This window comes from Mesorhizobium sp. BH1-1-5, from assembly GCF_020165615.1.
Lineage (GTDB): Bacteria > Pseudomonadota > Alphaproteobacteria > Rhizobiales > Rhizobiaceae > Mesorhizobium.
Genome location: NZ_JAIUIM010000011.1, coordinates 165,743 through 186,981, shown reverse-complemented (window position 1 = coordinate 186,981; position 21,239 = coordinate 165,743). Strand labels below are relative to the sequence as shown.

22 protein-coding genes are annotated in these 21,239 nt (G+C 64.5%); 16 read left to right on the top strand and 6 right to left on the bottom strand.

Annotated features, from left to right (window positions below):
• Positions 1-182: 182 nt before the first annotated feature.
• From rnk to LB572_RS17055, 3 genes are read left to right on the top strand one after another with little or no spacing between them, the layout of a single operon-like run.
• Positions 183-596: a nucleoside diphosphate kinase regulator gene (gene rnk / locus LB572_RS17065; protein ID WP_140801817.1), complete on the top strand. Its 414-nt coding sequence runs from the start codon at positions 183-185 to the stop codon at positions 594-596.
• A complete protein-coding gene (locus LB572_RS17060; RefSeq protein ID WP_140801816.1) occupies positions 593-1,129 on the top strand; it encodes a nucleoside-diphosphate kinase in 537 nt (178 codons plus the stop codon). Before rnk ends, LB572_RS17060 begins: the two co-directional genes overlap by 4 nt.
• A complete protein-coding gene (locus LB572_RS17055) occupies positions 1,023-2,414 on the top strand; it encodes a D-amino acid dehydrogenase (protein WP_224668502.1) in 1,392 nt (463 codons plus the stop codon). Before LB572_RS17060 ends, LB572_RS17055 begins: the two co-directional genes overlap by 107 nt.
• Before the next feature lie 164 nt (positions 2,415-2,578).
• On the opposite strand, the gene LB572_RS17050 is transcribed toward LB572_RS17055, so the two are convergent.
• Positions 2,579-4,741, bottom strand: a complete 2,163-nt coding sequence (locus tag LB572_RS17050) for a phospholipase D-like domain-containing protein (RefSeq protein WP_224668501.1) — start codon at positions 4,739-4,741, stop codon at positions 2,579-2,581.
• Positions 4,738-5,178 carry a hypothetical protein gene (locus tag LB572_RS17045; RefSeq protein ID WP_140801814.1) on the bottom strand — a complete coding sequence of 147 codons (441 nt, stop codon included), beginning with the start codon at positions 5,176-5,178 and terminating at the stop codon, positions 4,738-4,740. The genes LB572_RS17050 and LB572_RS17045 overlap by 4 nt, the downstream gene beginning before the upstream one ends.
• A 146-nt stretch (positions 5,179-5,324) precedes the next feature.
• On the opposite strand from LB572_RS17045, the gene LB572_RS17040 reads away from it, so the two are divergent.
• Positions 5,325-5,900 (top strand): hypothetical protein, encoded by a 576-nt coding sequence (locus LB572_RS17040; protein ID WP_140801813.1) that lies wholly within the window; start codon positions 5,325-5,327, stop codon positions 5,898-5,900.
• Between the two features lie 414 nt (positions 5,901-6,314).
• On the opposite strand, the gene LB572_RS17035 is transcribed toward LB572_RS17040, so the two are convergent.
• A complete protein-coding gene (locus LB572_RS17035) occupies positions 6,315-7,196 on the bottom strand; it encodes a LysR family transcriptional regulator (RefSeq protein WP_140801812.1) in 882 nt (293 codons plus the stop codon).
• A gap of 364 nt (positions 7,197-7,560) precedes the next feature.
• Between LB572_RS17035 and LB572_RS17030 the strand changes: the two genes are divergently transcribed.
• Together LB572_RS17030 and LB572_RS17025 are read left to right on the top strand one after the other, a co-directional pair.
• On the top strand, positions 7,561-9,057 hold the full coding sequence (locus tag LB572_RS17030; RefSeq protein WP_140801811.1) for a CoA-acylating methylmalonate-semialdehyde dehydrogenase: 1,497 nt from the start codon (positions 7,561-7,563) through the stop codon (positions 9,055-9,057).
• 289 nt (positions 9,058-9,346) lie between these two features.
• Positions 9,347-9,646: a hypothetical protein gene (locus LB572_RS17025; RefSeq protein ID WP_140801810.1), complete on the top strand. Its 300-nt coding sequence runs from the start codon at positions 9,347-9,349 to the stop codon at positions 9,644-9,646.
• A 20-nt stretch (positions 9,647-9,666) separates the two neighbouring features.
• Here the strand turns inward: LB572_RS17025 and LB572_RS17020 are convergent, their stop codons facing one another.
• Together LB572_RS17020 and LB572_RS17015 are read right to left on the bottom strand one after the other, a co-directional pair.
• Entirely contained in the window at positions 9,667-10,464 is a 798-nt protein-coding gene (locus LB572_RS17020; RefSeq protein ID WP_224668500.1) for an SDR family oxidoreductase, read from the bottom strand.
• The gene (locus LB572_RS17015; protein WP_140801808.1) at positions 10,461-10,790 is read right to left on the bottom strand and encodes a nuclear transport factor 2 family protein; all 330 of its coding nucleotides are present in this window, start codon (positions 10,788-10,790) and stop codon (positions 10,461-10,463) included. Before LB572_RS17015 ends, LB572_RS17020 begins: the two co-directional genes overlap by 4 nt.
• 81 nt (positions 10,791-10,871) lie before the next feature.
• Here LB572_RS17015 and LB572_RS17010 point away from each other — a divergent pair, with 81 nt between their 5' ends.
• Together LB572_RS17010 and LB572_RS17005 are read left to right on the top strand one after the other, a co-directional pair.
• Positions 10,872-11,249 carry a winged helix-turn-helix transcriptional regulator gene (locus tag LB572_RS17010; protein ID WP_224668499.1) on the top strand — a complete coding sequence of 126 codons (378 nt, stop codon included), beginning with the start codon at positions 10,872-10,874 and terminating at the stop codon, positions 11,247-11,249.
• Positions 11,250-11,519: 270 nt separating this feature from the next.
• Positions 11,520-11,840 carry a hypothetical protein gene (locus LB572_RS17005; protein WP_224668498.1) on the top strand — a complete coding sequence of 107 codons (321 nt, stop codon included), beginning with the start codon at positions 11,520-11,522 and terminating at the stop codon, positions 11,838-11,840.
• A 19-nt stretch (positions 11,841-11,859) separates the two neighbouring features.
• Here the strand turns inward: LB572_RS17005 and LB572_RS17000 are convergent, their stop codons facing one another.
• The gene (locus tag LB572_RS17000; protein ID WP_224668497.1) at positions 11,860-12,564 is read right to left on the bottom strand and encodes a GntR family transcriptional regulator; all 705 of its coding nucleotides are present in this window, start codon (positions 12,562-12,564) and stop codon (positions 11,860-11,862) included.
• A 69-nt stretch (positions 12,565-12,633) separates the two neighbouring features.
• Between LB572_RS17000 and LB572_RS16995 the strand changes: the two genes are divergently transcribed.
• From LB572_RS16995 to LB572_RS16960, 8 genes are all read left to right on the top strand, one after another.
• Positions 12,634-13,569, top strand: coding sequence for a dihydrodipicolinate synthase family protein (locus LB572_RS16995; protein ID WP_224668496.1), 936 nt, complete (start codon positions 12,634-12,636; stop codon positions 13,567-13,569).
• Positions 13,570-13,685: 116 nt separating this feature from the next.
• A complete protein-coding gene (locus LB572_RS16990; RefSeq protein WP_224668529.1) occupies positions 13,686-14,972 on the top strand; it encodes an NAD(P)/FAD-dependent oxidoreductase in 1,287 nt (428 codons plus the stop codon).
• Between the two features lie 12 nt (positions 14,973-14,984).
• On the top strand, positions 14,985-15,986 hold the full coding sequence (locus LB572_RS16985) for a 4-hydroxyproline epimerase (RefSeq protein ID WP_224668495.1): 1,002 nt from the start codon (positions 14,985-14,987) through the stop codon (positions 15,984-15,986).
• A gap of 336 nt (positions 15,987-16,322) precedes the next feature.
• Positions 16,323-17,225, top strand: coding sequence for a branched-chain amino acid ABC transporter permease (locus tag LB572_RS16980; protein WP_140801803.1), 903 nt, complete (start codon positions 16,323-16,325; stop codon positions 17,223-17,225).
• Positions 17,226-17,230: 5 nt separating this feature from the next.
• Positions 17,231-18,622, top strand: a complete 1,392-nt coding sequence (livM, locus tag LB572_RS16975) for a high-affinity branched-chain amino acid ABC transporter permease LivM (protein ID WP_224668494.1) — start codon at positions 17,231-17,233, stop codon at positions 18,620-18,622.
• Entirely contained in the window at positions 18,622-20,046 is a 1,425-nt protein-coding gene (locus LB572_RS16970) for an ATP-binding cassette domain-containing protein (RefSeq protein ID WP_224668493.1), read from the top strand. The genes livM and LB572_RS16970 overlap by 1 nt, the downstream gene beginning before the upstream one ends.
• Positions 20,046-20,774: an ABC transporter ATP-binding protein gene (locus LB572_RS16965; RefSeq protein WP_140801800.1), complete on the top strand. Its 729-nt coding sequence runs from the start codon at positions 20,046-20,048 to the stop codon at positions 20,772-20,774. Before LB572_RS16970 ends, LB572_RS16965 begins: the two co-directional genes overlap by 1 nt.
• Positions 20,775-20,788: 14 nt before the next feature.
• Positions 20,789-21,133 carry a DUF6867 family protein gene (locus LB572_RS16960; RefSeq protein ID WP_140801799.1) on the top strand — a complete coding sequence of 115 codons (345 nt, stop codon included), beginning with the start codon at positions 20,789-20,791 and terminating at the stop codon, positions 21,131-21,133.
• Positions 21,134-21,239: the final 106 nt, after the last annotated feature.

Sequence of the window (21,239 nt, the reverse complement as noted above, 5' to 3'; positions counted from 1 at the left end):
GCCCCGGCGCGACCGCCCATGCTGGCGGCCGCGTGAACCGGGGCGTTTGAATTCCAGACATTTTCATCGAGCCGGCGGCCCTTGTGGCCGGGCTTTGTTCGCCGCCTCTGTTCCTGGAACGACCGGGAGCCGGCGGCTTGCGCGCATTCGCTTGCCCGATGCGCCAGCATATGAGGTATGCCATGCATGCAGCAACGCAATCGCGTTCGCGAAACACCATCCTTGTCAGCGCAGCGGATCACGACCGGCTGAGCAGTCTCGCCAGGGCCTTTCTCGAGCGTGTGCCCGATATGGCCGAGGACCTGCTTGCCGAGATGGACCGCGCCAGGGTCGCCACTGACGCGGCAATGCCCGCCGACGTGGTGCGGATGGGCTCGACGGTGACGCTTCACGACCCCGAGGGAAGTACTCAGAAGGTGACGCTGGTCTATCCGGCGGAGGCCGACATCGCCGAGAAACGCATATCGGTGCTGACGCCGCTTGGAACGGCGCTGATCGGCGCGCGCGCCGGCCGCACGGTCTCCTGGCGGAGCCGCGACAGCCGGGTTCTCTCGGCGACGATCGACGCCGTCGAGCAAACGCGGAGGGCGCCATGACCAGGACCGTCTACCGCCTGACGGCCAGGGACTTCGCGGTGATCGAGGCGATGCTGATGCGCCGCCGCGCGTTTGCCGATCCGATCGCGCCGATGCTCGAACGCAAGCTCGCCGAAAGCCGCGTCATTGCGACGGGGGCGGTCGAGTCCGACCTCGCCACGCTCAACAGCCGGGTGACTTTCCGCATCGGCGGCGGTTCGTCGCAGACACGGACGCTGGTGCAGGCCGAAGCATCCGCTCCCGTCGGCTCCGGCCTGCCAGTCGCCACGTGGCGCGGCCTCTGCCTGCTTGGCATGAAAGCGGGCCAATCGGCGCTGGCCGAGCGGCCCGACGGCCCTGCCGAGGAGGTCCTTCTCGAGGATGTGGCCTATCAGCCGGAGGCCGCGCAGCGAGCGGCGCAGGATCGCGCCGCCGAACGGCCTCGCCATGTCCTCAGGCTCGTCCACAGCGCACCCGCCGATGCCTGGCCTCTTGGCGGGCGCGGCAAAATCCGGCAGACAGAAGGGGACGATCCGGGCCCTTCGGCGGCATGATCGGCCTTTGAGGGAGCATAGAATGAAAGTTATCGTGCTGGGCGGCGGCGTGATCGGGGTCACCACCGCCTACTTCCTCGCAGAGGCCGGCCACGAAGTGACCGTCTACGATCGCCAGCCGGGGCCGGCGCTCGAAACCAGCTTCGCCAATGCCGGCGAAGTATCGCCGGGCTATGCCTCGCCCTGGGCCGGGCCCGGCATTCCGGTCAAAGCCGTCAAATGGCTGCTGATGAAGTACGGCCCGCTGGTGGTGCGGCCTGCCTTCGACCCGAATATGTGGACGTGGCTCCTCAAGATGCTGCGCAATTGCACGGCCGAGCGCTACGCGCTCAACAAGTCGCGCATGGTGCCGCTTGCCGAATACAGTCGCGACACGCTGAAGGCGCTGCGCGAGGCGACCGGCATCACTTACGACGAACGGACCAAAGGCACGCTGCAGCTCTTCCGCAAGCAGAAGCAGCTCGACGGCACCGGCGGCGACGTCGAGGTGCTGAAGAAATATGGCGTGCCTTACGAGATCCTCGACCGCGACGGCTGTATCGCGGCCGAGCCGGCGCTTGCCGCGGTGCGCGACAAATTCGTCGGCGGCCTCAGGCTTCCGGGCGACGAGACCGGCGACTGCAAGATGTTCACCGACAAGCTCGCCGAATTGTGCGTGGCGCGCGGCGTGACCTTCGAATACGGCTCGACCATCCGGAAAATTGTCAGGAACCGCAACCGCCTCACCAATGTCCTTACCGATACCGGATGGAAATCCGCGGACGCCTTCGTGATGGCGATGGGCAGCTATTCGGCGCAATTCATGCGCACGCTGGGGCGGCCGATCCCGGTCTATCCGGTGAAGGGCTATTCGATCACCGTGCCGATCAGCGATGCCGAGGCAGCACCCGTGTCGACCGTCATGGACGAGACCTACAAGGTGGCGATCACCAGGCTCGGCGACCGCATCCGCGTCGGCGGCACCGCGGAGATTTCAGGCTACGATCTTCGCCTGCATGAATCGCGCCGCCGCACGCTCGAGCACTCGGTCGGCGATCTCTTCCCCGGCGGCGGCGACCTCAAGGCGGCGAGCTTCTGGTGCGGCTTGCGGCCGATGACGCCGGACGGGCCGCCCTTGATCGGGCTAAGCGAGGTTGCCAACCTCTATCTCAACACCGGCCACGGCACGCTCGGCTGGACCATGGCCTGCGGCTCGGCAAAGGTGCTGGCCGACATCATGTCCAACCGGGTGCCGGAGATCAACGCGCGCGATCTGAGCCCCGAGCGGTATCTGAAGCCCATCTAAGGTGTGTCGGTATTCAGGTGATGCCGGCCTGCAAATGCCGATCTCCTGCGCTTCCGGTGCTCACGTACTTCAAGTACGCTCCGCTCCGGTTATCGGAGAACGTCATTTTCGACTCGGCCTGACCTGAATCTCGATACACCTTAATTCCTGTCGAGCGGTGGCGTTCAAAACGCCTCCCGGACCCAGATGTCGCTGAACAGCAGCCGGTAGGCCCAGCCGATCGTGACGTTGGTGGCGACCGGGCGGGAATGGGCGAGGTAATCGTCATAGACCGGCTTCATGCGGCGATAGAAAGCCGGATCGAGCACGACCATGCCGTTCTCCGAGTCGTGGAAGAAGCTGCGGTTGTTGAGGTTGACCGAGGAGATGGCGACCAGCCTTTCGTCGATCATCATGATCTTGGAATGCAAGACGACATCGGGCGCCTTGAACTCGCGGATGTTGATGCGGTCGCCATATTTCTCGACGAACAGCTTGTTGAGCGCGGTGAGGAACCGGCCGCCGATGTCGCCCTTGAGGTCGATACGGCCGACGACGTCGATCTTCACGCCCCTGGCCAGCGCCCGATCGAAGGCCCGGGCGATATCGGGCGTCAGGTTGAGATAGGGATTGACGATCTCGATGCGATGCTCGGCGGTGTCGATCAGCTCGACGAAATAGGCTTCCAGCGCGTGCCCATCCTCGTAGGGCACGGAAATGAAATGCCGCGCCACGCCGCGCGGGGCAGCTATGGTCCGGACCGGAATGGAAAACGGCCGCGACAAATTGGTGTCGGCGTCGCGCAGCCAGACGGTCGACAGATGCGCGGCCAGTGTCTCGACGGTTGCCGGGTCGGCGATCTCGATGTCGAAATCGCTCCAGTTGGAATAGTAATTCAGCGAGAAGCCGTCGGTCTTGCCATACTGCTCCAGGTCCGGATAGCGGGTCAGGTCGACCGGCTTGTGGAACAGAAAACCGTCATGGATGTTGCGGCCGCCGATGATGACGCGCGAGCGTCCGGGCTGCTCGGCCAGCGTCGCCAGCATCTTGACATGGTGAACCTTGTGCAACTGCGAGATCTGCTCGTCGAACGGCGCGCCGTGGTCCGCCTGCCAGCGATATTCCTGCAATTGGACATTGGGGAACTCCGCCGCCAGCCGGTGCAGCATGGCGTCGTCCTTCTCCCGTTCCAGCACGTCGGTCACCACGATGCGGACCTTGGTGCCAAGTGCGGCGTGATGGCGGACCAGCCGCTCCATGATGCGGCCGGAGAAATCCGCCTTGAACTCCAGCGACGACAGATAGATCAGCCTGAGCTTCGGCGCGTTGGAGAAATCGAGCGGCAGTTCGGGATCGGCCTTGTCGAAGGCGCTGTCCGGCAGCGTCCTGCCGAGCAGGGCCTCGACCTTGGCGTTGAAACCGTCGCGCGACTTGCGCAGCAGGGTCGGGCTCCTGAGCGGCAGGGCGCAGGTCTGCGACAGCCAGCGGCTGGCATAAAAGACGCGGTCGAGCTCCTCCATTCCTGCCGGATTGGGAACCGGGCAGCGGTCGTAGCGGCTGTCGAGCCCCGCGATCCAGGGATCGGCGATCTCCTCGCGCAGCAAGGTCAGCGGCGCGCCGGCTGGGGCCAGGGTGGAGCCGACGCGCAGATCGCAGCGGGTCAGCGCCTGGTCCGGAAACAGGCTGACGGAGCTCTCGAAGACCGGCAGGCTCAAATGGAATGGCATGGCCTTGGCGACCGTGATGGATCGTCCCGACGCGCGGATCGCGAGCGGACCGTCGCAGGTGCCGCCGATGTCGACGGGCTGTTGTCCTGCCTGGCGCAGCACGATCTCGACCGAGCGCGCCTCAAGGCCCGAGAAGCTGAAGGTCTTGGGCGCCGAAGGCCGCGCGGCGGCATCGAGATAGAGCGTCTGCCGCGACATGCGCCAGCGCCCGGTGAACCGGCCTTCGCCCGGCTTGCCTGGCGTCGGCGTGAGTTCCGTCTTGTCGAGCGGTTTGGCCAGCCGTTGCAGCGCCGGATAGGTTGCGTGGAAGCCGCTGTTTTGGACATCGCGCCAGTCGCGGCCGAAGCGGCCGGTGCCGTTGGCGCGGTCGAGCGCATCGAGGCGGCTTTGGGCAAGCAGCGCCTGGAACTGTTTCTCATAGGCGCTGTTGCCGTCGCTCGCGAAATAGTGGGCCCCGGCGATCTCGGTGCCGCTGCTATCCGCCGAGACGGGCAGGCTGCCGCAGGCGTCATCGCCCGGAAAGAAGGCGCAGGCCGAATGCCCGGGCATGCCGGCGCAGCTCGCCAGCGCCGTTAGCGCCAGTCCAGCCAAAGCCTTGGTGATGGCCGACCTGACACTCATCCGGTCTTCCCGTTCATGGCCTTGAGTTGAGCCGGGTCGCGCGGCGGCATGAAGCCTTGCGGGAGGATCCTGCAGAGGGGAAATGCGAAGGTGGCGATCAGCAATTCGGCCTCGTTTCGCATTTTGCGCGGGGCGGTGCTGTCGTCACGTATCGTCCTTGCGGAAGCGACGAGCGCGCCGTCGCAGTCGCAATGATTGTGCCTCGCAATGTAGCAGGCGTCGTGGACCCGGCAGGCGGCATCGAGACGGTCGACCGGTCTGGCCGACAGATCGCCGGTGCGCGTGCCCGGGCCGCAATAATTGCCGATGACGAAAGGCGAGGGGCGCGACATGGCATAGCGGATCGGCTTCGGCAGCTCCGCTTCCGGAACGTTCGTCCAGGGATTGGCGCAGTCGGACAGTAAAAACAGCGGCAGAATGGCAAGAACGGCTCGCATTTCCCCGCCGGCGTTGCAAGAATTATCCCCTCGCCCGGCCACAGTATGGCGAAGCGCTGGTGCCACACTCGCTGAATTTGTGGCGGAGGCAAGGCGGCAACCACCAACTGCCCGTGATAAGGTCGGCAGCGGCGAGGGAGTTCGGGATGCGTCTGTTTTTGTTGACGACGGCGACGGTCGGCCTGATCGGTGCTTCGGCGGCCTCTGCCGCCAACAAGACCGTCCACGACACGGACGATGGCTTTTCACTGACCTATCCGGAAGAATGGACGAATGAAGCGACGCCGGGCAACTCGATAAAGCTCAAGGTCAAGTCCGGCGAAAAGGGCCTTGTCTGCCGGGTGTCGGCGGGCCTCAACGATCCGCTCGATCCAAATATGCCGCGCGACCCCAAGACCTATATCGAGAAGGACTGGTCCATGGATAGCTGGCAGAAAATGGTCGGGGCCGCGTTTGGGACCGCCCAGTTCAGCAAGGACAGGCTGGCGCGGCTCCCCGACGGCTATCCGGTGCGGATCGCCGAGATGGATTTTCACTACAGCGATAGCGACGTCGATTTCTACGGTCATGCCGAGGTCGCGATCTCGCTGCGCGGCACGCGCTACGGCCTCGCCAATTGCGGGGTCGCGGGCGACAGCGCTGACGAGGCGGCGCGCAAATGGGCGCCGCTGGCGGATGAGGCCAGTAAGATCGTGAGCTCGTTCGTGCTCGACGCGGATTAGTCCCTCAAAGCAGGGACCCGAAAGGTTGCAGGCCTGTCGGCGGGCAAGATTTCCACCGTCCATTTCGGTGAAGTCAGCACCGACGTTGGGGATCGGCAGAAGCCTCCCAACCTCGTCATTCCAGGGCGGAGCAGCCGCGAAGCGGCGTCGCGGAGACCCTGGAATCCATTCCGTGACCCTGATCGAAGCGTGCAGCGGAGCAGAATTCTGCACCGCGGCAGCGCTCATGCGTCACGGAATGGATCCTCGGGTCTGCGCGCGTCGCTACGCTCCTTGCTCCGCCCGTGGATGACGAGGCCGGACTGTTTCGGCCAATCTCCAAGGCATGCCGCCTGCCAATGCAAACAGAGCCGACCGATCAAGATTTTTGTGCCGGGGAACGTTTCGCCTAAGCGGTCCTAGCTAGATCATGCCCTAGACAAAAAGACTGCGCTCGCGTTCCACCGCCCTAGTAATGAAGTTGGCGACGAGCTGGACGCGGCGCAGCGGCCTCACCGATTCATGATAGACCAGCCAGTAGGCGCGGCGGATGGGCGCGACGATGTCGACCGGCACCAGCTCCGGCATCGAACGGGCGACGAATGTGTGCAGGATGCCGATGCCGGCGCCGGCGCGCACCGCCTCGGCCTGGCCGAGCGCCGAGGAGATGGCAAAGCTGGTGCGCCATTCGGGGCTGAACTCGGCGGCATAGTCCAGCGAGGGGCTGACGATGAGGTCCGGCACGTAGCCGATCAGCGTGTGCCGGCCGAGCTCGGCCGGCGTTTCGGGCAGGCCGTTGGCCTCGGCATAGGCGCGCGAGGCGAAGAGCCCCAGCGTATAGTCGACCAGCTTGCCCGCCACCAGCCGGCCCTCGGTCGGCCGCTCGACGGTGATCGCGATATCGGCCTCGCGCCTGGACAGCGAGAAGGAGCGCGGCACCGGCACGAGCTGGATGGTGAGCTCACGGTGCAGCGCCGTCAGTTCGCCAAGCCGCTTGGCCAGGAAAGCAACGCCAAAGCCGTCGGGCGCGCCGATGCGCACGGTTCCCGAAACGTCGTCGCCCTCGCCGGCGATGGTCGAGCGCGCGGCGATCATGTCGCCTTCCATGCGCTCGGCTATGTCGAGGAAGCGCTCGCCGGCCGGGGTCAGTTCGCTGCCGGTGGTCAGCCGGCGGAATAGCTTTGTCCTGAGCGCCTCCTCGAGCGCGACGATGCGGCGCGAGACGGTCGCGTGGTTGAGCTCCAGGCGTTTCGCCGCGCCGAGGATTTGCCCGGCGCGCGCCACGGCGAGGAAGATGCGGACGTCATCCCAGTTCATGGGGATGGTCCTGATTAGTCGCGGGCGCCGAGTTCCCGCCCACCCCCCTCTGGCCTGCCGGCCATCTCCCTCGCAAGGGGGGAGATTGGACGTCACACCCGCTTTCGCCAATCTTCAGCGACGAAAGAGAAGCGCCATCGAAGGAACTGCCGATCTCCCCCCTTGCGAGGGAGATGTCCGGCAGGACAGAGGGGGGTGTGAAGGAGCACAACCTTCGATCCTTTCGGCATGTCGCCATTTGCGACAATTAATGCACACTCCATCGTTGTTGTCTATTTTTCGCACAACGGTTGCGATCTTCCTCGCGTTGCCATCGCCGCCGCAAAGGCGGAGAATACGCCATCACCAAACAAGGGAGAGAAGCATGATCGAATACGGTCATTTCATCGGCGGCAAGCGTGTCGCCGGCACCAGCGGCCGCAAGCAGGATGTTATGCAGCCGATGGACGGCTCCGTGCGCGGCACGGTGGCTTTGGCCTCGCAGGCGGAACTGCGCGCCGCGGTCGAGAACGCCAAGGCGGCGCAGCCGAAATGGGCCGCCACCAACCCGCAACGCCGCGTGCGCGTGCTGATGAAATTCCTCGAGCTGGTCGCCCGCGACTATGACGAACTGGCCGACATCTTGGCGCGCGAGCATGGCAAGACCATCGCCGATGCGCGCGGCGACATCCAGCGCGGCCTCGAAGTGGTCGAGGTCTGCATCGGCGCCCCGCATATGATGAAGGGCGAGTTCACCGACGGCGCCGGCCCCGGCATCGACGTCTATTCGATGCGCCAGCCGCTCGGCGTCGTCGCCGGCATCACCCCGTTCAACTTCCCGGCGATGATCCCGCTGTGGAAGATCGCGCCGGCCATCGCTTGCGGCAACGCCTTCATCCTGAAGCCGTCCGAGCGCGATCCGGGCGTGCCGATCCGCATTGCCGAACTGTTCCTCGAGGCGGGCCTGCCGGCCGGTATCCTCAACGTCGTCAACGGCGACAAGGAAGTGGTCGACGCCATCCTCGACGATCCGGACATCAAGGCCATCGGCTTCGTCGGCTCGACGCCGATCGCCCACTACATCTATTCGCGCGGCACCGCGGCCGGCAAGCGCGTGCAGTGCTTCGGCGGCGCCAAGAACCACATGATCATCATGCCCGACGCCGACATGGACCAGACGGTCGATGCGCTGATCGGCGCCGGTTACGGCTCGGCCGGCGAGCGCTGCATGGCGATCTCGGTGGCGGTTCCGGTCGGCAACGACACCGCCAACCGCCTGATGGAAAAGCTGGTGCCGCGCGTCGAAAGCCTGAAGGTCGGCCCGTCGACGGATTCGGCGGCCGATTTCGGCCCGCTGGTGACGCGCCAAGCGCTGGAGCGCGTCAAGGGCTATGTCGACATCGGCGTCAAGGAAGGTGCCAAGCTCGTCGTCGACGGCCGCGGCTTCAAGATGCAGGGCTATGAGAACGGCTACTATATGGGCGGCTGCCTGTTCGACAACGTGACCGCCGACATGCGCATCTACAAGGAAGAAATCTTCGGGCCGGTGCTCTCGGTGGTGCGCGCGCCGCGCTACGAGGATGCCATCAAGCTCGCCAACGACCACGAGATGGGCAATGGCGTCGCCATCTTCACCCGCGACGGCGACGCGGCGCGCGACTTCGCATCCAGAGTCCAGGTCGGCATGGTCGGCGTCAACGTGCCGATCCCGGTTCCGATCGCCTATTACACGTTCGGCGGCTGGAAGGCGTCGTCCTTCGGCGATCTCAACCAGCATGGCCCGGACGCGTTCCGCTTCTACACCAAGACCAAGACGGTCACCTCGCGCTGGCCGTCGGGCATCAAGGACGGCGCCGAGTTCGTCATCCCGACGATGAACTGAGCGGACGGCATCTAAGTCAACATTGAGGAAGCGCGGCGCGAGCCGCGCTTTCTTTTTGTGGCACGTCACCTCCTGCTTTTTCGGCGCCCCGTCATTACGGTGCAACTTCAGGTATATGATCCGCAACGCAGCTCGCTTAGAGAGCATCCGCATCTTCTAATAATTCCACCCCCGTGTGATGGAACCAACAGACCACCATCGGTCTTAGCCTGTATTCCTGCCATGCGTGCAGGCAATCGAACAGCGCCGGTGGCAGCCGGGGTTCTCGTCTGGCGCGAGGAGGTGTCAGATGACACGATTTCTTATGGCGACAATGCTGGTGGCGGCGGTGATCGGTGGATCGGCGTCGGCAAACGCTGCGGCGCAATGCGCTCCGCGCGCCGACGTCATCAAGGCGCTCGGCGACAAGTTCCACGAAAACGAGGCCGGGCGCGGCCTGATCAACCCGAACGTCGTGCTCGAGATCTTCGTCTCGGACCAGGGCAGCTGGACCGTGCTTGCCTCCGACACCAAGGGCCAGAGCTGCGTGCTCTCCGTCGGCGAGGGCTGGGACAGCCGGTCGATCACCGCGGCGATGCCGGGCGCCTGAAGCGCGGACGGCAAGACAATTCAGACCGTCGGGATCGTACCGCCGTCGATGACGTATTCGGCGCCATGGATTGCCGATGCGCGATCTGAAGCAAGGAAGGCCACCAGTTCCGCAACCTCGTGCGGCCAAGCCGGCCGACCGATCGGGATGCCGCCCAGCGCATCCATGATGCCCTGACGCGCGGCTTCTTCGTCCGAGCCGGCATGAACGGCCAGCCGCTTGACCATGGCCTCCGATGCCGTGGTGTGGATCCAGCCCGGCGCCACGGTGTTGACGCGGATGCCTTTGGGGCCGAGCTCCTTGGACAACGCCTTGCTGTAGGTCGAAAGCGCAGCCTTCGCAGCCGCGTAGGCGATGGTGGATTCGTGCAAGGGCAGGCGACGCTGGATCGATGAGACATGGACGATCACACCGGATCCCTGCGTGACCATGCGGGGTACGAGCAAGCGATCGAGCCTTACCGCCGCAAGCAAATTGATGCTGAGCTCGTCGTGCCAGGCCGGGTCGGACAGCGCCGCAAATCCGCCGCCCGGGCTTTTCGAACCGCCGACGCTGTGGACCACGACGTCGATGCCGCCAAGGCCATCGATGACAGCGGCGGCGACTTTCGCCGCGCCTTCCAGCGTGCTGATGTCGGCTTCCACGAACAGGCCGGCGGGCGTCGCGGCAGGCGAGCGGGCCGTCGTAGCAACCGTCGCACCCGCCGCCGCAAGCCGATGAACGACCGCTTCGCCGGCACCCTTGGTGCCGCCGGTGACCAGCACGCGCTTGCCCGCGAACTCTTGCTCACCGACCGCAACCTTCTGCGGGACGGTCATGCGCCGATCTCCAGCTTCTCGATCCGGTCGGCGGCCAGCGTGAAATTGTAGTGGAGCGTTGCCGGGCTGCCGGGAAAATTGCCTGAGACTATGCCCGCGACCCGCCATGCACCGCCATTCGCCGTTGCGTCGGCGACTTCGACCGTCACCCGGTATTTACGCGTGGTCGTTTCCATCCAGGCCCGGATGGCGGCCGGTCCGCGATGGACCTCGCCTTCGTCCCGGACCGTGGCATCCGGCGAGAAGGGGAGGAGCATGCCGTCGATGTCGTGATGGTTCTTGGCCGCAAAATAGATCGTCAGCGGCTTGGGAAGTTCTATGGCCATGGCTTGTCTCCGTGTGGGTTGCCGGCGCCGTTCGAGGCGGGTGGCGCTTGCCCGGCCGCTAAGATGAGGTATGCTGTGGAAATGACAAGAACCGACGAAAAAGTAAGGTACTTACCCGAAAGTAAGCCCGAGGCTCTGACGCCCTCATCCGCGGCGACCGGCGTCGAGAACGTGCTGCGCATTCTCGAAGGTCGGTGGAAGCTGGTGATCCTGTTTCACCTCTTCGGCGGCAAGGTGCTGCGCTTCTCCGATCTCGAACGGGCCATCCCGGCGATCTCGCAAAAGATGCTGATCCAGCAGCTCCGACAGATGGAAGCCGACGGCATCGTGCGGCGGATCGTGCATCACCAGGTGCCGCCAAAAGTCGAATACTGCCTGACCGACTGGGGTCAGGCCCTATGCCCGGCTCTCGACGCCCTGCTGAAGTGGGCGGCGCGGAAGGAGCCTGCCGAAGGCTGATCCATCGCGTTGCCGCAACCTGGCTGTGGGTGGCGACGTGTGCCGCGAAGGGATTGTCGGCAACCGATGTCCAGCGTGTCGTCGAGCGGCTTGTTTACGGCGCGAAGCTTCACCATATCCAATCCAGGGAGTCATGATCTCCCGACGACAGACCGGAAACCAGAAGGAGCGACGTGATGAAGACGTCTGATCCGGCCTGGAGCCTTCCGGCACACTGAGGCGGCCGAATGTGCCTCCCTTGCCGGAATGCGAAGGCGAAGGAGGTGCCCCATGGCACGCGAATTTTCGTTTCGATGGGTCAAGCTTGCAGCCGTCGGCGCCGTGCTGGCGCTGTCGGCTTTGCCGGCGCGGGCGCAGGTGATCTGCGGCGGCCACGACTATCTGGTCGCAAGGCGGCTGGCGGCGGCATTCGAGGAAAAGCGGCTGGGCTACGGTGTGGCCGGACAGGCCGCCCTCTTCGAGGTGTTCGTTTCGCCGAGCGGAACCTGGACCATCCTGATGACCGACGTCAAAGGCCAGAGCTGCATCCTGGCGGCGGGCGACGGGTGGGAAGACACGCGGGCCACCGCGGTCGGGCAACCGGGCGGCTGAGGACGCCCCGGTCAGGCACTCAGCGCGTGGCGGCGACCTCGGCATGGCCGCGCAACAGCGCCATCAGTTTCTTGGCGTCCTTGGCGGCGCCTTCCTCGTCGCCGTCGAGGATGGAGCGGATCAGCGCGACGTGATGCTCGGCCGACTCGGCAAGCCCGGTGTCGGCCTTGTAGCGATACCAGAAGCGGCGGCTGTGGGTCTGCAAGGGGGCGGCGACGCGTGCCGCGAAGGGGTTGTCGGCGGCGATGGCCAGCGCTTCGTCGAGCGCCTTGTCGGCCTGGATGAAGGCAAGCACGTTGCCGGAGATCACCGCCTTCTGCATCGCCAAGGCCGCCTCGTGGAAAAGGTCGGCGGCCTCGCGGGTGACGAAGCGGGCGGCCGAGCGGGCGAGCACCACCTCGATGCCGCGCCGTGCGTCGAGCACCCGCAACCAGTCGCCGGCGTGAAGCGGCGCGACCGCGATGCCCGCGCGCGGCCTGATGTCGAGAAGCCCTTCCCAGGCCAGCCGCTGGATCGCCTCGCGCACGGGGGTGCGTCCGAGGCCCAGCCGCTCGATCAGCGCGCCTTCGGTGACGAAGCTCGACGGCGCCAGCTCGAGCGTGACGATCATGTGCTCCAGCGCGCGATAGGCCTTGGTCGCCGCCGGCTCGAAGGTCGCGTTCGCGTCAGCGGATATCAGTGGGGAGATCAATGGCAGGCTCCTGATATATTTTTCATATATCATAACGGATTCAGCATTGACGAGCCAGCTCTTAATAGATATACGACTGATATATCAACTGGAGCGACAACCATGTGGACCGGAGTTTTCCCCGCCGTCACGACCAAATTCACCGCCGACGACCGCCTCGACCATGCCGAGATGGAGCGCTGCTATGGGCTGCAGATGGAGGCCGGTTGCGACGGCATCATCGTCTGCGGTTCGCTCGGCGAAGGGCCGATGCTGTCGCCTGACGAGAAGATCGAGGTGCTGAAGACGGCGCAGAAAGTCGCCGGCAAGAAGCCGGTGCTTTTGACCGTCAACGAGCCCGGCACCCGCGAGGCGGCGAGCATTGCAAAGCGCGCCGCCAAGGAAGGCGCCGACGGGCTGATGGTGGTGCCGAGCCCAATCTACCACACCAATCCGGAAGAGACGGTCGCCGCCCTTCGCGCCGTGGCGGAAGCCGGCGACCTGCCGGTGATGATCTACTCCAACCGGCTCGCCTATCGCGTCGACGTCACAGTCGAGCTGATGGAGGAGCTGGCCTCGGACAGTCGCTTCGTCGCCATCAAGGAATCCTCCGACGACATCCGCCGCTCGACCGAGATCATCAACCGCTTCGGCGACCGCTACGACCTCTTCACCGGTGTCGACAATCTCGCCTTCGAGGCGCTGTCGGTCGGCGCCATCGGCTGGGTCGCCGGCCTGGTCACCGCCTTCCCGCGCGAGACGGTCGCCATCTACCAGCTGATGCGGCAGGGCCGCCGCGAGGAGGCGCTGGCAATCTATCGCTGGTTCCGGCCCTTGCTCGACCTCGATGTGTCGACCTATCTGGTCCAAAACATCAAGCTTGCCGAAGTGCTGGCGATCGGTACCAATGACCGCGTGCGCATGCCGCGCCAGCCATTGTCGGGAGAACGCCGCAAGGCGGTCGAGAAGATCGTCCGGGATGCGCTGGCGGTGCGGCCGAAGCTGCCGTCGCTCCAGACGTCTGCTCGATCGACGGACAAGCTGGTGGCGGCCGAATAAGGGACAGCCTTCACGTGCAGGAAGATTCCGAGGAGGGGCACCGCCCCTCATCCGCCCTTCGGGCACCGCGGCCCTCCGCTATCGCTGCGGGCGTTCGTCATTCGGAAAGCCAAGCAATTGGCTTTCCGTCCGCTACGCGGAACACTCCTCACCCCCGCGAACGGGGAGAAGGGGAAGACATCGCCATCATCGGCGGTGGCATCATCGGTATCTGCGCCGCGACCCTGCTCTCCGAGGCGGGGCGCAGCGTCACCGTCTTCGACCGCACCGGCATCTGCGAGGAGACGAGCTCCGGCAATGCCGCCGCCTTCGCCTTCTCCGACGTGCTGCCGCTCGCGCATAAGGGGATGATCCGGCAATTGCCGAAATGGCTTGCCGATCCGCTCGGGCCTTTGGCCATTCCGCCGGCCTATCTGCCCAAGCTCCTGCCCTGGCTGATCCGCTTCTGGCGGGCCGGCGCGCCGAGGCACTATGAAGCGAGCCTGGCGGCGCAGGTCGGCATGATGAGGCTCGCCGAAGCCGAGTGGATGGGACTGCTCGACCGCTCCGGCACGCGGCCGATGCTGCGCGAGGACGGCTCGCTGGAATTCTATGAGAGCGAGGCGGAGTTCCGGGCGTCGCTGCCCGGCTGGGCCGAGCGCCAGCGTTTCGGCATCGGCTTCCGCCATGTCGAGGGCGAGGAGATGACGGCGCTCCAGCCGGGTCTGGCGCCGCGCTTCGTCAAGGGCACCTTCGTGCCCAGCTGGAAAACGGTCGCCGACCCCAAGCTGCTCGGCAAGGCGGTCTGGGCCCATGCGGAAAAGCTCGGCGCCCGCTTCGAGCATGCACGGGTCGAGCGCATAGAAGCGGGCACAAACGGCGCGACGATCGTTCTGGCCGACGGCACCAGGCGTATAGCGAAGAAGCTGCTGATCGCCGCGGGAGCCTGGTCGCATCTCCTGGCAAAAAATCTCGGCGACCGCATCCCGCTCGAAACCGAGCGCGGCTACAACACGACGCTGCCTGTGTCCGCCTTCGACGTGAAGCGGCAGCTGATCTTTTCCGGGCATGGCTTCGTCATCACGCCGCTGCAAACGGGCCTGCGCGTCGGCGGCGCCGTCGAGCTCGGCGGCATCGTGAGGCCGCCCAACTTCGCGCGCTCCAAGGCGATGCTGGAGAAGGCGAAGCGTTTCCTGCCCGGGCTCGACCCGTCAGGCGGCCGCGAGTGGATGGGCTATCGGCCGTCGCTGCCGGATTCGCTGCCGGTGATCGGCGCGGCGCGCGCGCCAAACATCTATTATGCTTTCGGCCACGGCCATCTCGGCCTGACCCAGTCGGCGGCGACCGGCCGCTTGATCCGCGATCTCATTCTCGGGCAGACTCCGCCCCTCGATCTCACCCCTTTCCGCCCAGAACGTTTCTGAAAAGAGAGTATGATGGCCAAGAAATCCTTCTTCTGCATCGACGGCCACACCTGCGGCAATCCGGTGCGCCTCGTCGCCGGCGGCGGGCCGCTGCTCGAAGGCTCGACGATGATGGAGCGACGGGCGCATTTCCTTGCCGAATACGACTGGATCCGCACCGGGCTGATGTTCGAGCCGCGCGGCCATGACGTGATGTCGGGCTCGATCCTCTATCCGCCGACGCGCGAGGACTGCGACATCGCCATCCTGTTCATCGAGACGTCGGGCTGCCTGCCGATGTGCGGCCACGGCACGATCGGCACGGTCACGATGGCGATCGAGCACGGATTGATCAAGCCGAAGACGCCGGGCGTGCTGCGGCTCGACACGCCGGCCGGCCTGGTCATCGCCGAATACAAACAGGTCGGCGAATATGTCGAGGAGGTGCGCATCACCAACGTGCCGTCCTTCCTCTATGCCGAAGGGCTGACGGTCGAATGCCCGGTGCTCGGCGAGATCAGCGTCGACGTCGCTTATGGCGGCAATTTCTATGCCATCGTCGAGCCGCAGAAGAGCTACAAGGACATGGCCGACCATACGGCCGGCGACCTCATCGCCTGGAGCCCGGTGGTACGCCAGCGCCTCAACGAAAAGTACTCGTTTGTCCATCCGGAGAATCCCGGCATCAACCGGCTGTCGCACATGCTGTGGACCGGCAAGCCGCAGCATGCCGAGGCCGATGCCCGCAACGCCGTGTTCTATGGCGACAAGGCGATCGACCGCAGCCCTTGCGGCACCGGCACCTCGGCGCGGATGGCGCAGCTCCATGCCAAGGGCAGGCTCAAGGAAGGCGACAGCTTCGTGCATGAATCGATCATCGGCTCGCTGTTCAAGGGCAGGGTCGAAAAAGAGGTCAGCGTGGCCGGCAAGCCGGGGATCATTCCCTCGATCGGCGGCTGGGCCCGCATGACCGGACTGAACACCATCTTCATCGACGACCGCGATCCGTTCGCGCATGGATTCATCGTCACATAAGCGTCACGCCCTCACGTAACGGAAGGCGCTCCGGCTAAAATGGACTGCTTCCGTTCACGCAAGAAATCTTCTCATCAACTAATTTTGACGGCGATTTCTTCGAAAGGGTGGGCATTATAGGGCTGAATCGTCAAAGACATTGCGTTGTGCCAATGCTAGGGTCCGCGATAGTCCAGGGGTCGGGCGCGAAAAAACGAGCAATCGGGCGGCGTGCTTCCAAAACACGCGGAGCGGTTGAAAAATCACGTTGCAATCCGGGCTCGAAACTTTACGACTAGGGGAAATACGAAAAGGAATGCGTCCGCAAAGGCGACATTCCAGGGGAGCCGCATAAATATGCAGTACTTCGTCCAGCAGCTTATCAATGGGCTGACGCTGGGATCGATCTATGGGCTGATCGCAATCGGCTATACGATGGTCTACGGCATCATCGGCATGATCAATTTCGCCCATGGCGATATCTTCATGGTCGGCGCCTTCACTGCGCTCATCGTCTTCCTGATCCTTGGCGCGTTGTTCTACTCGGTGCCGGTTGTGGTGGCGCTTCTGATCATGATGATCGTGGCGATGCTTCTGACCAGCCTTTACAACTGGACGATCGAGAAGGTGGCCTACCGGCCGCTGCGCGGCTCGTTCCGGCTGGCGCCGCTGATCACCGCCATCGGCATGTCGATCGCGCTGTCCAATTTCGTGCAGGTCACGCAGGGTCCGCGCAACAAGCCGATCCCGCCGATGGTCAGCCAGGTCTACACGATCGACGGCATCAGCATCTCGCTGAAGCAGATCATCATCGTGCTGGTGACGATCGCGCTGCTGGCGGTCTTCTGGTACCTCGTCAACAGGACGGCGCTCGGCCGGGCGCAGCGCGCCTGCGAGCAGGACCGCAAGATGGCGGCGCTGCTCGGCATCGACGTCGACCGCACCATCTCCATCACCTTCATCATGGGCGCCGCGCTCGCCGCCGTCGCGGGAACGCTGTTCCTGATGTATTACGGCGTGGTCGTTTTCTCCGACGGCTTCGTGCCGGGCGTGAAGGCCTTCACGGCGGCGGTGCTGGGCGGCATCGGCTCGCTGCCGGGCGCCGTGCTCGGCGGACTGCTCATCGGCTTCATCGAGAGCATGTGGTCGGCCTATTTCTCGATCGACTACAAGGACGTCGCCGCCTTCTCGATCCTGGCGATCGTGCTGATCTTCCTGCCCTCCGGCATCCTCGGCCGGCCTGAAGTCGAAAAGGTCTGATCCTCATGGCCGCTACCGTGTCTTCGGAGCGCGACGCCGTCGCTACTCCCGTGCAACGTGCTTTGCGTGAGGCGCTTTACGCCGGCGTCATTTCGCTTGGCCTGTTCGTGCTGTTCATCGGTCTGAGGACCGACCAGAACATCAGCAACGAACTGATCCTGGTTCAGCGCTGGGGTCTGCTGGCCATCGTGGTGGGCGCCGTTGCCATCGGCCGGTTCCTCTATGTCGCCTATGCGGTTCCGGCGATGGAAAGGTCGAAGGCTGAAAGGGTCCAGGCGCCGGCGGTGGTGTCCGAGCCGGGCTTCGTGCGCCAGAACTTCAACAAGATCGGCGCCACCTTGCTGATCCTCTATCCGATCGCGATGGTACTGCTCTTCGGTTTCCAGGGCTCGCTGAAGTGGGTCGACAATTTCGGCATCCAGATCCTGATCTATGTCATGCTGGCCTGGGGGCTCAACATCGTCGTCGGGCTGGCCGGCCTGCTCGATCTCGGCTACGTCGCGTTCTATGCGGTCGGCGCCTATGCCTATGCGCTGCTCGGCACGCATTACGGGTTGTCATTCTGGATCCTGCTGCCGGCGGCCGGCGCGATGGCGGCGTTCTGGGGCATCCTGCTCGGCTTCCCGGTGCTCAGGTTGCGCGGCGACTATCTGGCGATCGTGACCCTTGCCTTCGGCGAGATCATCCGTCTGGTGCTGATCAACTGGCGCGAAGTGACCAACGGCTCGGCCGGCATTTCCGGCATCCCGAAGGTCTCCTTCTTCGGCCTGGTGTCGTTCAACGTCTCCGACCCGAACTACATCGCCAAGGTGCTGCACATCGCGCAGTCGGGCGCCTACTACAAGATCTTCCTCTATTACCTTGCCCTGGCGCTCTGCTTCCTCACCGCCTTCGTCACCATCAGGCTTCGCCGCCTGCCGGTGGGCCGCGCCTGGGAAGCCTTGCGCGAGGACGAGATCGCCTGCCGCTCGCTCGGCATCAACACCACCACCACCAAGCTGACGGCCTTTGCCACCGGCGCCATGTTCGGTGGCTTCGCCGGCTCGTTCTTCGCCGCCCGCCAGGGCTTCGTCAGCCCTGAATCCTTCGTCTTCCTGGAATCGGCGATCATCCTCGCGATCGTCGTGCTTGGCGGCATGGGCTCGCTGGGCGGCATCGCGGTGGCGGCGCTGGTGATGATCGGCGGTACCGAGATCCTGCGCGAGCTCGACTTCCTCAAGGCGGTGTTCGGGCCGGACTTCACGCCCGAACTCTACCGCATGCTTTTGTTCGGCATGGCCATGGTCATCGTCATGCTGTGGAAGCCGCGCGGTTTCGTCGGCAGTCGAGAACCGACCGCATTCCTTAAAGAGCGAAGAGCGGTCTCAGCCTCCTTCACCAAGGAGGGTCACGGCTGATGAACGCGACCCCTTCCTCGAAAGACTTCATCCTGCAAGTCGAGCATCTGTCGATGAAGTTCGGCGGCCTGGTCGCCATCGGCGACCTGTCGTTCCAGGCCAGACGCGGCGAGATCACCGCGCTGATCGGCCCGAACGGCGCCGGCAAGACCACGGTGTTCAACTGCATCACCGGCTTCTACAAGCCGTCGGAAGGCATGATCACCCTCAACCGGAACGACGGCTCGACCTATCTGCTCGAGCGCCTGCCCAACCATGAGATCCCGGCGCGCGCCAAGGTGGCGCGCACCTTCCAGAACATCCGGCTGTTCTCCGGCATGACGCTGCTGGAGAACCTTTTGGTCGCGCAGCACAACAAGCTGATGAAGGCCTCGGGCTATACCTTCCTCGGCCTCTTCGGCTTTCCGAGCTATCGCCAGGCTTCGGCCGAATCGATCGATCTCGCCAGGCACTGGCTGGAGAAGGCCGATCTCGTCGACCGCGCCGACGATCCGGCGGGCGACCTGCCCTATGGCGCGCAGCGCCGGCTGGAGATTGCGCGCGCCATGTGCACGGGGCCGGAGCTTCTGTGCCTGGACGAACCGGCCGCCGGCCTCAATCCGAAGGAATCGGCGGCGCTCAACGAACTGTTGATGGGCATCAAGGGCACCGGCACCTCGATCCTGCTCATCGAGCACGACATGTCGGTGGTGATGCAGATCTCCGACCATGTCGTGGTGCTCGAATATGGCCGCAAGATCTCCGACGGCAATCCAGAATCCGTCCGGACCGACCCGCGCGTCATCGCCGCCTATCTCGGCGTCGACGACGAGGAAGTGCAGGAAGTGCTCACCGAAGTCGGCGACGAGGATGTCATCGAGCAGCTCGATACCGGGCCGGATGCCGCGCACGGCCCGGGAAATTCCGCGTCGATGATGGCCGGGCCGGTTTCCGACAGCGTCGAACACGCTGACGAGGGCGAGCGGGTCACTGTATCGAAGGGCGCCTCGAAAGCGGCCCAGATCGACGCGCGCGCCGCGTCAATCGCCAGCAAGCCGGTGGTTGCTCCCCCCGCGAGCCCGGCGGCCGCGGCAAAGCCGGCGGTGAAGAAGCCGGCAGCAAAAGCACCTGTGAAAAAGGCGGCCGCGAAGGCTCCCGCAGCAAAAGCCGGGGGCATCTCCAACCGCCTCGACGCGCCGCGTGGCGGCAAGGCCGACAGCCTGATCCGCATAAAAGGCATCGGCCCCGTCAACGAGCGGAAGCTGAACGAGCACGGCATCTTCCATTTCGACCAGATCGCCGCCTGGACGAAGGCCGACATCGAAGCGGCGGAAGCCTATCTCGCCTTTGACGGGCGCATCGCCCGCGAAGACTGGATCGGCCAGGCGAAGACGCTGGCGAAGGAATTGGCGGCCAAGCCCGCGACGCGTGGAGGGCGCAAATAATGGCCGGCACAACGCTGCTCGACATCAAGGGCGTCGAGACCTACTACGGCAACATCCGCGCGCTGAACGGCGTCAATGTGCAGGTCAGCCAGGGTGAGATCGTGGCGCTTATCGGCGCCAACGGCGCCGGCAAGTCGACATTGATGATGACCATCTTCGGCGCGCCGCGCGCGCGAACCGGCACCATCACCTTCGCCGGCACCGACATCACGCAACTGCCGACGCACGAGATCGCCCGCCTGCGCATCGCCCAGTCGCCGGAAGGACGACGCATCTTCCCGCGCATGACGGTGATGGAAAACCTGCAGATGGGCGCCAGCCTCGACAACCTCAAACATTATGACGAGGACGTCGAGAAGGTGTTCACACTGTTCCCGCGGCTGAAGGAGCGCGTCGCCCAGCGCGGCGGCACGCTGTCGGGCGGCGAACAGCAGATGCTGTCGATCGGGCGCGCGCTGATGGCGCGGCCGAAGCTGTTGCTGCTCGACGAGCCCTCGCTTGGCCTGGCGCCGCTGATCGTCAAGCAGATCTTCGACGCCATCCGCGAGCTCAACAAGACGCAAGGGCTGACCGTGTTCCTGGTCGAGCAGAACGCTTTTGGAGCGCTCAAACTCGCCACGCGCGGCTATGTCATGGTCAACGGCAATGTGACGATGAGCGGCACCGGCAAGGAACTGCTCGCCAATCCGGAAGTGCGCGCCGCCTATCTCGAAGGCGGACATCACTAAGAGGGGACTTCACCATGGGCATTATCTACGAAGAGGCCTCGGTCTGGCAGTTCCTGTTCGTCACCTGCCTGCTCGGCGGTTGGGCGGCATGGATGACCGGCAAGGCGGCGGCGCAAACCTGGAACACGTATGTACAGCTGTTCTTCTACATGCTCGGTCTCGGCGTCGGCGTCAGGTTCATCCATCATGCGCTGTTCGAGGGCACGATGTTCTCGCTGCATTACTATATCGTGGACACCATCGTGCTGATGATACTGGGCTTCCTCGGCTATCAATACACGCGCACCAACCAAATGGTCACGCAGTACAACTGGCTCTATGAAAGAGCTTCCTTGTTAAGCTGGAAACCGAAAGGTTGACGTTCACCATTACGCCGTTTCGGGCATGAATCGGCGTGACAAGTGCCTGAAAATCGGCATTCTATGCTTTCTGCGATAAGGGTGGGCATCGCATGAAAGTATCATC

Excerpts from the sequence above, each read along its gene's own strand:
- rnk (WP_140801817.1), top strand. The coding sequence starts at position 183 with ATGCATGCAGCAACGCAATCGCGTTCGCGAAACACCATCCTTGTCAGC.
- LB572_RS17060 (WP_140801816.1), top strand. The coding sequence starts at position 593 with ATGACCAGGACCGTCTACCGCCTGACGGCCAGGGACTTCGCGGTGATC.
- LB572_RS17055 (WP_224668502.1), top strand. The coding sequence starts at position 1,023 with ATGTCCTCAGGCTCGTCCACAGCGCACCCGCCGATGCCTGGCCTCTTG.
- LB572_RS17050 (WP_224668501.1), bottom strand. The coding sequence starts at position 4,741 with ATGAGTGTCAGGTCGGCCATCACCAAGGCTTTGGCTGGACTGGCGCTA.
- LB572_RS17045 (WP_140801814.1), bottom strand. The coding sequence starts at position 5,178 with ATGCGAGCCGTTCTTGCCATTCTGCCGCTGTTTTTACTGTCCGACTGC.
- LB572_RS17040 (WP_140801813.1), top strand. The coding sequence starts at position 5,325 with ATGCGTCTGTTTTTGTTGACGACGGCGACGGTCGGCCTGATCGGTGCT.
- LB572_RS17035 (WP_140801812.1), bottom strand. The coding sequence starts at position 7,196 with ATGAACTGGGATGACGTCCGCATCTTCCTCGCCGTGGCGCGCGCCGGG.
- LB572_RS17030 (WP_140801811.1), top strand. The coding sequence starts at position 7,561 with ATGATCGAATACGGTCATTTCATCGGCGGCAAGCGTGTCGCCGGCACC.
- LB572_RS17025 (WP_140801810.1), top strand. The coding sequence starts at position 9,347 with ATGACACGATTTCTTATGGCGACAATGCTGGTGGCGGCGGTGATCGGT.
- LB572_RS17020 (WP_224668500.1), bottom strand. The coding sequence starts at position 10,464 with ATGACCGTCCCGCAGAAGGTTGCGGTCGGTGAGCAAGAGTTCGCGGGC.
- LB572_RS17015 (WP_140801808.1), bottom strand. The coding sequence starts at position 10,790 with ATGGCCATAGAACTTCCCAAGCCGCTGACGATCTATTTTGCGGCCAAG.
- LB572_RS17010 (WP_224668499.1), top strand. The coding sequence starts at position 10,872 with ATGACAAGAACCGACGAAAAAGTAAGGTACTTACCCGAAAGTAAGCCC.
- LB572_RS17005 (WP_224668498.1), top strand. The coding sequence starts at position 11,520 with ATGGCACGCGAATTTTCGTTTCGATGGGTCAAGCTTGCAGCCGTCGGC.
- LB572_RS17000 (WP_224668497.1), bottom strand. The coding sequence starts at position 12,564 with ATGATATATGAAAAATATATCAGGAGCCTGCCATTGATCTCCCCACTG.
- LB572_RS16995 (WP_224668496.1), top strand. The coding sequence starts at position 12,634 with ATGTGGACCGGAGTTTTCCCCGCCGTCACGACCAAATTCACCGCCGAC.
- LB572_RS16985 (WP_224668495.1), top strand. The coding sequence starts at position 14,985 with ATGGCCAAGAAATCCTTCTTCTGCATCGACGGCCACACCTGCGGCAAT.
- LB572_RS16980 (WP_140801803.1), top strand. The coding sequence starts at position 16,323 with ATGCAGTACTTCGTCCAGCAGCTTATCAATGGGCTGACGCTGGGATCG.
- livM (WP_224668494.1), top strand. The coding sequence starts at position 17,231 with ATGGCCGCTACCGTGTCTTCGGAGCGCGACGCCGTCGCTACTCCCGTG.
- LB572_RS16970 (WP_224668493.1), top strand. The coding sequence starts at position 18,622 with ATGAACGCGACCCCTTCCTCGAAAGACTTCATCCTGCAAGTCGAGCAT.
- LB572_RS16965 (WP_140801800.1), top strand. The coding sequence starts at position 20,046 with ATGGCCGGCACAACGCTGCTCGACATCAAGGGCGTCGAGACCTACTAC.
- LB572_RS16960 (WP_140801799.1), top strand. The coding sequence starts at position 20,789 with ATGGGCATTATCTACGAAGAGGCCTCGGTCTGGCAGTTCCTGTTCGTC.